This window comes from Streptomyces prasinopilosus, assembly GCF_001419695.1.
Taxonomy (GTDB): Bacteria; Actinomycetota; Actinomycetes; order Streptomycetales; family Streptomycetaceae; genus Streptomyces; species Streptomyces prasinopilosus.
Genome location: NZ_LIRG01000182.1, coordinates 1 through 9380, shown reverse-complemented (window position 1 = coordinate 9380; position 9380 = coordinate 1). Strand labels below are relative to the sequence as shown.

Below are 9380 nucleotides of genomic sequence, written 5' to 3'. Positions count from 1 at the left end.
ATGTTGGCGGGCATGCCCGCGGTGAGCGGCCACTTCTCGCGGTCGGCGGCGGTGCGGGCGGCGTAGCCGTCGACGTCGCGCGGCCATTCGGCGTCGCCGCAGGTGAGAGCCATGAACATGGTGGCCTGGTTGTCCGCGGGGATGCCCGGGGACGTCGGTGTGCCGGCGAACATCTCCTTGAGGACCGCGGTGTCGGCGGCCGTGGCGCTGCCGTGGGCCAGGTTGTCGGCGGCCTTCCAGAACCTGGTGAGCACGGGAAGGGTGTCGTCGTGCAGAAGCAGGGCGTAGGTCATGTTCCGCAGCAGTGCCCCGTCCAGCGACACCGGTGTACCGGGGACCGCTGCGGGCGTGCGGTCGAGCCGGTCGGCGAGGGCGAGGTAGGTGCGGGTCACCTGCGCGACGTTCGCGCCCAGGCCGAGGGTGCCGTCCTGCGCCGCGGCGACGCGGGCGGCATCGGGGAACCGGTCGGCCATGCCCTTGCCCCAGGTGTCCGCCACCTGGCCGGCCCATACCTTGGTGGGGTCGACGTTGCCTTCCAGGACCATCCGGTCGGTGCGGCCCTGGAAGAGGGAGCGGTAGACGGCGCCGAGGTAGGTGCCGTAGGACTGGCCCCAGTAGGAGATCTTCTTCTCACCGAGCGCCCGGCGGATGCGGTCCATGTCGCGGGCGGTGTTGGCGGTGGTGTAGTACCGGAGGTTCTTGCCCACCGTGTCGGCGCACTGCTGGGCGTTGGCCTTGGCGAGGGCCACGTTCTTGGTGATCGAGCCGTCCGCGGCAGGGTAGGGGAAGAGCCCGGACACGCTGGGGTCCCGCAGACCGCAACTCTGCGGGGTGCTGTGTTCGACGCCGCGCGGGTCGAAACCGATCAGGTCGTAGCGGTCCAGCACGGACTTCGGCAGGGTGGACGCCATGGTCTCGGGCATGCCGAGACCTCCCAGGGCCGGCCCGCCGGGGTTCAGCAGCAGAACGCCGCGTCGCTTCCCGGGCTGTGCCGTGGACAGCCGGGAGACCGCCACGTCGATCTTCATGCCGCCCGGGTCGCGGTAGTCGCGGGGCACCTTCAGCGTTCCGCAGGTCAGGTGGGGGTCACGGGTCTGTCCCCCGGCCGGGGCCGGGCACGTGCCCCAGGTGATCCCGGCGTCGCCCGCGGTCCTGCCGGCGCTCGTGCCGGGGACCTCGGCCGGTTGCGAGCCCCTGGCGTCGGCGCCCCCCGCGACCAGTGCGGTTCCCGCCAGCGCGGAAACCAGCAGGGTTGCGGCGATGCGGCGGCCTGTGGGGAAACCGTGCTGCGCGGAACTGGGTGTCGTGGTCATGGTGTTGTCCTCGGCTCCTGGGCTGGTCGGCCTTGTCCGGCCGTCGGGTCGACGAGTCGAGTCAACAAGAGACCACCGGTGGCGCGCGTCACCCCGGAGAGGACAAAACAGGTAGCTCGCTCGGGGGATCCCGGGCCGATCCGGAGAGGTGAGAACACGGGTGACGCGGGTCCTCACGGTCTCGTGGCCGACGACCGGTTCGATGGGCGATCGCGGCGTGACCGTCCCTTACGGGACCGTCCGCCGCCGGTCCGCCGGGTTCGGGCAGGCCTGTGCGCACGGACCGCGCCGCCGACGGCCGCGGCCCGCGACACGTGGCATCAGTCCCCGGCCGGGTGCGGGACGGAGCCGTACGCCTTCAGGAAGCGGTCCCGGAAGGCGTCCATGCGCCACACGGGCGCGTCCCGGTCCGGGCGGAGGCCCTCCGTCCAGTTCCAGTCGGCGATCTGCTCCAGCACCTCCGGATCCCTGGCGACGACCGTCACCGGCACGTCCCGGCTCGCCCTGACGCCGCTGACCCGGGCGATGGGCTGGTGGTCGCCGAGGAAGACGAGGACGGTGTCGTCGCTGCCGTAGCGCTCCAGCCACTGGGTGAGGGCGGTCACCGAGTACTCGACCGACCTGCCGTACTCCCGGCGGGACTCGGTGGTGTCCGCCATGATGTCGCCGGGTTGCCGGCCCGCCCTCCGGATCGGGCCGAAGACGGAGCCGTCGCCGAGTTCGTCCCAGCCGACCATCTCGGGGACGGGCGCCCACGGCTGGTGGCTGGAGGTCAGGATGATCTCCGCCATCAGGTTCTTGCCCCCGTCGCGCCTCCGGCCGTGCTCCAGGCGCTGGAAGGCCTCGAGCGCGTACTGGTCCGGCATCGTCGACCAGCTGAACTTCGGCCCCCGGTAGCCCATCCCGAAGGCGTCGTAGACCGTGTCGAGGCCGTACCACTCCGCCTCCGGCCAGCCCTTTTGGACGCCCGGCATGACGCCGACGGTGTCCCAGGCCCCGGTTCTCCCGAACGCCTCGGTGAGCGTGAGGCGGTCGCTCGCGGTGGCGGTGCGGTAGCGCTGCTGGTTGTCGATCCACAGGCCGGACAGGGCCGTCGAGTGGCCGAGCCAGCTGCTGCCGCCGAACGTCGACGACGTCAGCCAGCCGCTGCGCGCCGTGAACCCCGCCCCGGCGAGCGACCCGGTGGCGGCGTCCAGGGTGCCGGTGACGCCGGGGGCGATCACCGGGTCCTCCAGGGCGGTCCGGCCGTAGCTCTCGATGAACGTGATGAGGACGTCCTTGCCGCGCAGGCCGGGCAGGAGCCGGTCGGACGGCGTGCCCGCGAACGGGTCCGTGCGCGCCACCCTCTCGAAGGCCGCCTCGTCGCGCAGCGTGTCCCGCACGCGTTCGCCCTGCGTCTTCAGCGCGGCCGCCGCCCGGTCGGAGGCGACCGGCACACCGGCCACCTGCAGGCCGAGGGCGGTACAGGTGATCCACACGGTGCCCGCGACCAGCGCGCCCCGGGCGGCCCGCGCACGGTGCCGGGCCAGCAGCTCGCCCAGCCGGACCGCGGCGAGCGCCATGACGACCACCAGGAGCAGCGCGAGGAGGACCGCGCCGGCCCCGGCGGCGGTGGCGGCGGCGCCGCCCATCGAGTCCTCGACGTAGTGCCGCGCGTCGTCGAGCAGCCCCCAGTCGAGCACCACGTTGAAGCTCCGGCCCAGGTACTCGTTGAAGCCGATGTCCAGCACGTTCAGCACGGTCAGTACGGCGAGGCCGGTCCCGTACAGCGCCGCCGCGGCGATCCGCGGCCGGCGCGGCAGGGCGAGCAGCAGCACCGCGCCGACGATCGCCTCGGCCGGGATCCGGGTGAACCGGCCGGGGCGCAGGGCGCCGGCCTGGTTCGGCAGCAGGAGCGCGCCGAGGACCAGCACGGCGGCGAGGCCGTGCAGTGTCCAGCGGACGGCGCGCGCGGCGCGGGGGTGCTCGTCGCGCAGGCGGGCGCAGCGGGTGCGGAGGGAACGGAGGAGACGGAAGGCGCGGAGGACGGGCTTCTCGGGGGCCGCCTCCCCCTCCCCCCGCGGTTCTGCCGGCTCTTCCCCCCTCGGCGGGGACGGGTGCCCTTGCCCCCGCGGGTTCTCCCCGGCCGTCCGCGCCGGTGCGGCGGTGCGGGGCGGTGCGGTCGTGCGGGCCGGTCGGCGCAGGCGTGTGAAGACGGGCACCCGGAGGTCCTTCCGTGCAAAACCCGGTGAGGTGGCGGACCCGGCGTGGGGGTCCGGGTCCGCCGTAGTTCCGTACGGGCGCGCCGGCCCGCGCGTTCAGCACACCGGGGACACGTTCGGGGAACGGGAGGGGGCGAAGACCGGGCGCGCCGGCCGCGGAGCACGGACGAGGTGCCCGTACGGCCGCCCGCGCGGCCGCCGGGGGAGCCGTACGGAACGCGTCCGCATGGTGAAATCCCGGTGACTGTGGCAGCGTGATTCTCGCCACCCCTGATAAGAGTTCCGCTCAGATGAGCGAATTCGGGCGGCTGCATTTCTCAAAGGGTGGCACTCGGTGCCATCGTTTGATCGTTCATCGAGCGAAATCAGACGTGCCGATCACTGCTCATGTGAGCGAATGGATCGCTCGATCCGGTATCGATGCGTTCAAGAAGTGAACACACCCGGCCGTCGCGGCTTGCCAAGTCTTTACTTTCGATCCGTCGGCGGCGGAGTGGCCGCAGGCGCACGACGCGCAGGTGGGCGTACCCAGACGCCTTTGATCTGGGTATGTTCCTGCTCGTCAGGGCAGCCACCGCGTCCTCGAGGAGTCGAGACCCGTGTCGGAAAACAAAGATCCCCACGTAGGCCAGCAGGGGCGCAGTGTTGAGGGCGTGAAGTTCGTCTACGACTTCACCGAGGGCAACAAGGACCTCAAGGACCTCCTCGGTGGAAAAGGTGCCAACCTCGCCGAGATGACCAATCTGGGTCTTCCCGTTCCTCCCGGCTTCACCATCACCACGGAAGCCTGCAAGGTCTACCTGGAGAGCGGCGCGGAGCCGGCGGCACTGCGTGACGAGGTGAGTGCGCACCTCGACGCCCTCGAAGCGGCGATGGGCAAGAAGCTCGGCCAGAGCGACGACCCCCTCCTCGTGTCGGTCCGCTCCGGAGCGAAGTTCTCCATGCCGGGCATGATGGACACCGTCCTCAACATCGGCCTCTCCGACAAGTCCGTGCAGGGGCTGGCCAAGCAGGCCGGCGACGACCGCTTCGCCTGGGACTCCTACCGGCGTCTCATCCAGATGTTCGGCAAGACCGTCCTCGGCGTCGACGGCGAGCTGTTCGAGGACGCGCTGGACGCGGCGAAGGCGGCCAAGAAGGTCACGGTCGACACCGAGCTGGAGGCCGCCGACCTCAAGAAGCTGGTCACCAAGTTCAAGAAGATCGTCAAGACCGAGGCCGGCCGGGACTTCCCGCAGGACCCGCGCGAGCAGATGGACCTCGCCATCCACGCGGTCTTCGACTCCTGGAACACCGACCGGGCCAAGCTCTACCGCCGTCAGGAGCGCATCCCGCACGACCTGGGCACGGCGGTCAACGTCTGCTCCATGGTCTTCGGCAACCTCGGCCCCGACTCCGGCACCGGCGTCGCCTTCACCCGCGACCCCGCCTCCGGCCACCAGGGCGTCTACGGCGACTACCTGCAGAACGCCCAGGGCGAGGACGTGGTCGCGGGCATCCGCAACACCGTGCCGCTCGCGGAGCTGGAGCAGATCGACAAGAAGTCGTACGACCAGCTGATGCGGATCATGGAGACGCTGGAGAACCACTACAAGGACCTCTGCGACATCGAGTTCACCATCGAGCGCGGCCAGCTGTGGATGCTCCAGACCCGCGTGGGCAAGCGCACCGCGGGCGCGGCCTTCCGCATCGCCACCCAGCTCGTCGACCAGGGGCTGATCGACGAGGCCGAGGCGCTCACCCGCGTCACCGGCGCGCAGCTCGCCCAGCTGATGTTCCCGCGCTTCGACGAGGACGCGAAGGTCGAGCGCGTCGGGCGCGGCATCGCGGCCTCGCCGGGCGCGGCGGTCGGCAAGGCCGTCTTCGACTCGTACACGGCCGTCAAGTGGTCCCGCTCCGGCGAGAAGGTCATCCTGGTCCGCCGCGAGACCAACCCCGACGACCTGGACGGCATGATCGCCGCCGAGGGCATCCTCACCTCCCGCGGCGGCAAGACCTCGCACGCCGCCGTCGTCGCCCGCGGCATGGGCAAGACCTGTGTGTGCGGCGCCGAGGAGCTGGAGGTCGACACCAAGCGCCGCCGGATGACCGTCCCCGGCGGGCACGTCGTCGAGGAGGGCGACCTGATCTCCATCGACGGCTCCACCGGCAAGGTCTACCTCGGCGAGGTCCCGGTCGTGCCGTCCCCGGTCGTGGAGTACTTCGAGGGCCGGATGCACCCGGGCGCCGACGACGCCGACGAACTGGTCGAGGCCGTCCACCGGATGATGGCCTTCGCCGACCGCAAGCGCCGGCTGCGCGTGCGCGCCAACGCCGACAACGCCGAGGACGCGCTGCGCGCCCGCCGCTTCGGCGCCCAGGGCATCGGCCTGTGCCGCACCGAGCACATGTTCCTCGGCGACCGGCGCGAGCTGGTGGAGCGGCTGATCCTGGCCGACACCCAGGACGAGCGCGAGGAGTCCCTCCAGGCGCTGCTGCCGCTGCAGCGGCGGGACTTCGTCGAGCTGTTCGAGGGGATGGACGGCCTCCCGGTCACCGTCCGGCTCCTCGACCCGCCGCTGCACGAGTTCCTGCCCGACATCACCGAACTGTCGGTCCGGGTGGCCCTCGCCGAGTCCCGCCAGGAGCCGCACGAGAACGAACTGCGCCTGCTGCAGGCCGTGCACCGGCTGCACGAGCAGAACCCGATGCTGGGTCTGCGCGGCGTCCGGCTCGGCCTGGTCATCCCCGGCCTGTTCACCATGCAGGTGCGGGCCATCGCCGAGGCGGCGGCCGAGCGCCGGGCGGCCAAGGGCGACCCGCGCGCCGAGATCATGATCCCGCTGGTCGGCACGGTCCAGGAGCTGGAGATCGTCCGCGAGGAGGCCGACCAGGTCATCGCGGAGGTCGAGGAGGCCACGGGCACCAAGCTGAAGCTCGCCATCGGCACGATGATCGAGCTGCCGCGCGCCGCGCTGACCGCCGGCCAGATCGCGGAGGCCGCGCAGTTCTTCTCCTTCGGCACGAACGACCTCACCCAGACGGTGTGGGGCTTCAGCCGGGACGACGTGGAGGCCAGCTTCTTCACCGCGTACCTGGAGAAGGGCATCTTCGGCGTCTCCCCGTTCGAGACCATCGACCGGGACGGCGTCGGCTCCCTGGTGAAGCTCGCCGCCGAGGCCGGCCGCGCGACCCGCCCCGACCTCAAGCTCGGCGTCTGCGGCGAGCACGGCGGCGACCCGGAGTCCGTCCACTTCTTCCACGAGGTGGGCCTGGACTACGTCTCCTGCTCCCCGTTCCGCATCCCGGTCGCCCGCCTGGAGGCCGGCCGCGCGGCGGTCACCTCGAAGGGCAGTGACCACCGCTGAGTCCTGAGCCCCGGACCTGCGGGGCGCGATGAGCCCCGGAGCCGCTGCCTGTCACCCGACCACCCTCACCGATCGGCAGCGGCTCCGGATCACAAAGAGAACGGCGGCACCCGTGCGGGGGTGCCGCCGTTTCCCGTGCCGCCGTTTCCCGTGCCGCCCGCACGCAATGCAAAGAAACCCTTGCAAGCATTTCTTTGCAACGCTACCTTTGTAAGTATGAACGATCCCCAGGAGCCGCAGGTCCGCAGTCTCGACGCCCGCTCCCTGCGCGGGCTCGCCCACCCGCTGCGCATGCAGCTGCTGGACACCCTGCGCTTCGGCGGCCCGGCCACCGCCTCCCAGCTCGCCGCGAAACTGGGCGAGTCGAGCGGCGCGACCAGCTACCACCTGCGCCAGCTCGCCGCGCACGGCTTCATCGAGGACGCCCCCGAGCGCGGCAAGGGCAGGGAGCGGTGGTGGAAGGCGGCCCACCAGGGCCTGAGCTTCGACGACGCACTGCTCACCGACGCCAACCCGGACGTGCGCGGGGCCGCCGACCTGTACCTCCACGAAGTCGCGACCACCCAGACCCGGGACCTGTCGACCTGGCTCGGCAACCGCCAGAGCTGGCCGGAGGAGTGGAACCGGAGCTGGGACATGAGCAGCGCGACGCTGCGGCTGACGCCCGAACTGACCCGGGAACTCGTCGAGAAGATGCACGCCCTCGTCGAGACCTACCGCGACCGGGCCGTCGGCGAGGACGACGCCGACACCGCCCAGGTGCGCGTCCACACCCGCGCGTTCCCCCTCACCACGGACTGAGAGGCCCGACCCGATGCACCCCGAGACCCACCTCGCCCTGCACCGCCTCCACGCCGCCGGCCTCCGTACCGAAGCCGACGCCCACCGCCTCGCCGCGGCAGCCCGGCCGGCCCGGCCCCTCCGCGCCCGCCTCGGCTGGACCCTGGTGGAGGTCGGCCTGCGCCTGGCCGCCGCGCCCAAGGCGGCGGTCGCCGTGCCGTAGTCCCCGCACCCGTACGGGGACCCGCCGGCGCGCGGAGGACGGCAATCCTCGCTGTGCGACCGACCCGCCCGGCGAGGCGGCGCACCGGGCCCTGCCGGGGGCGGGTGGCCTTCCGGGCGGCTGGCTGTCCGCAACCGCCCGGCGGGACCTCGACCCCGACGCGCGGGAGACCGGGACGCTCGGCTCCGCCCCGGGGGACCCTCTCCCGTAAGCGTGAGCACTTCGGCCGCCACTGTCCTGACGCCGCTCGTTTGAGCGCCCACGTGACACATCCCCCCGGACTGTTCACGCTTTTCCGCAAGGCACCCGTCCCCGGGCCCGCAGCGTCGGGGCCGCGGGGACCGCCCGCACCGCCCGGCCACCGGGGCCCTCCGGGACGGGGCCCGGGGCCCGGCGGTCACGTCGATCACGGCTGGAACGCCGCACCCGGTCACGCGCCGTCCGGCGCCGGACGCGGTCACCACGCGAAGGAGGACAAGGTGACGAACCCAGGACCTGAGGAGAACGGGCTGCGCTGGATCGCCGATGCCTACGACACCAGCTTCACGCTCACCCTCGCCGAGAACCTTTCACCGTACGAACTGCTGTGCCGCGTCGGCGCCGAGGAGCGCCACATCGTCCCGCTCACCCGCTCCGCGGCGTACGAGCTGCTGCTCAGGGACGAGGAGGACCCCCTCGGCGACCTCGACTTCCTGGACCGGGAGGACGAGGCGACGATCGCCGGGCTGACCGGCGCGGGCTTCCTGCCCGCCCCGCCGGTCACCATCGTCCGGGCGGGCTCGGTGGCGGGCTGGGCGTACGCGCTGGAGGAATCCCACGATCACACGGCCACCCATCTCGCGGCGCTGTCCGAGCGAGGACGGGCGTTCTGCGTGCACCGCGACGCGAAGGGCTTCAGTCGCGTCGACCATGCCCGTCACGGCGAGGTGGTGACGTCCTTCGAGCCCGGCCTGCCGCACCTCACCCACGGCGTCCCGGCCGAGGCGGCGCTCGGCTTCGTGCACGGCGGTGACGAGCCGGGGGACGTCGCGTTCCTGCGGTTCCTGGAGGGCGAACTCGGCATCCACCTGCCCTGGGAGGAGACGGAGGCGGAGCTCTTGGCCGCGGCGTTCACCTGAGCCCGCCCCGGACCGCCACGCGGCGGGCGACGCCCCGTTCGGATGTCGCCCGCCGCGAGGCCTTCGCAGCGGATCAGTCGGTGCCGCGGCGCCTGCGGGCCGCGTACACCACCCCGCCGCCCACCAGGACGACGGCCGCGCCGCCGGCCGCGAGGTACGGGGTGGCGCCGTTGCCGCCGGTCTCGGCGAGGTCGGTGCCGCCGCCCTTCCCGGCGGCGTCCTTCTCGCCGGCGCCGGTGCCGGTATCGGTGCCGGTGGCACCGTCGTCCGAGTCGCTGTCCTTGTCGCCGTCCTTCTCGTCGGCGGGGACGAAGCCCGCGGGCGGCTTGTCGCAGCCGATGCCGTCCTTGTCGCGGTCCAGGTGCTCGCCGTAGTGCTCGCTGCCCGCGGGAATGTGG

The 9380-nt window shown here is 72.3% G+C and carries 8 protein-coding genes; 5 read left to right on the top strand and 3 right to left on the bottom strand.

From position 1 onward, the window contains the following. Together AOK18_RS09320 and AOK18_RS09315 are read right to left on the bottom strand one after the other, a co-directional pair. On the bottom strand, window positions 1-1313 hold a 1313-nt coding region (locus tag AOK18_RS09320; RefSeq protein ID WP_055693992.1), incomplete at its 3' end, for an alpha/beta fold hydrolase. Window positions 1314-1633: 320 nt separating this feature from the next. Further along, on the bottom strand, window positions 1634-3514 hold the full coding sequence (locus tag AOK18_RS09315) for an alkaline phosphatase family protein (protein WP_420865589.1): 1881 nt from the start codon (window positions 3512-3514) through the stop codon (window positions 1634-1636). 254 nt (window positions 3515-3768) lie between these two features. Between AOK18_RS09315 and AOK18_RS32935 the strand changes: the two genes are divergently transcribed. The 5 genes from AOK18_RS32935 to AOK18_RS09295 all read left to right on the top strand — a co-directional run bounded on the left by AOK18_RS32935 (window position 3769) and on the right by AOK18_RS09295 (window position 8982). Continuing rightward, window positions 3769-3951: a hypothetical protein gene (locus AOK18_RS32935; RefSeq protein ID WP_157865061.1), complete on the top strand. Its 183-nt coding sequence runs from the start codon at window positions 3769-3771 to the stop codon at window positions 3949-3951. A 162-nt stretch (window positions 3952-4113) separates the two neighbouring features. Then, window positions 4114-6861, top strand: coding sequence for a pyruvate, phosphate dikinase (gene ppdK / locus AOK18_RS09310; RefSeq protein WP_055693991.1), 2748 nt, complete (start codon window positions 4114-4116; stop codon window positions 6859-6861). 216 nt (window positions 6862-7077) lie between these two features. Continuing rightward, window positions 7078-7662: an ArsR/SmtB family transcription factor gene (locus tag AOK18_RS09305; RefSeq protein WP_055693990.1), complete on the top strand. Its 585-nt coding sequence runs from the start codon at window positions 7078-7080 to the stop codon at window positions 7660-7662. A 13-nt stretch (window positions 7663-7675) separates the two neighbouring features. Beyond that, window positions 7676-7864, top strand: coding sequence for a hypothetical protein (locus AOK18_RS09300; RefSeq protein ID WP_055571723.1), 189 nt, complete (start codon window positions 7676-7678; stop codon window positions 7862-7864). A gap of 479 nt (window positions 7865-8343) precedes the next feature. Continuing rightward, a complete protein-coding gene (locus tag AOK18_RS09295; protein ID WP_055693989.1) occupies window positions 8344-8982 on the top strand; it encodes a DUF6461 domain-containing protein in 639 nt (212 codons plus the stop codon). A 73-nt stretch (window positions 8983-9055) separates the two neighbouring features. Here AOK18_RS09295 and AOK18_RS09290 read toward each other — a convergent pair. Then, window positions 9056-9380, bottom strand: a 325-nt coding sequence (locus tag AOK18_RS09290; RefSeq protein WP_055693988.1) for an LAETG motif-containing sortase-dependent surface protein, incomplete at its 5' end; no start/stop codon positions are given.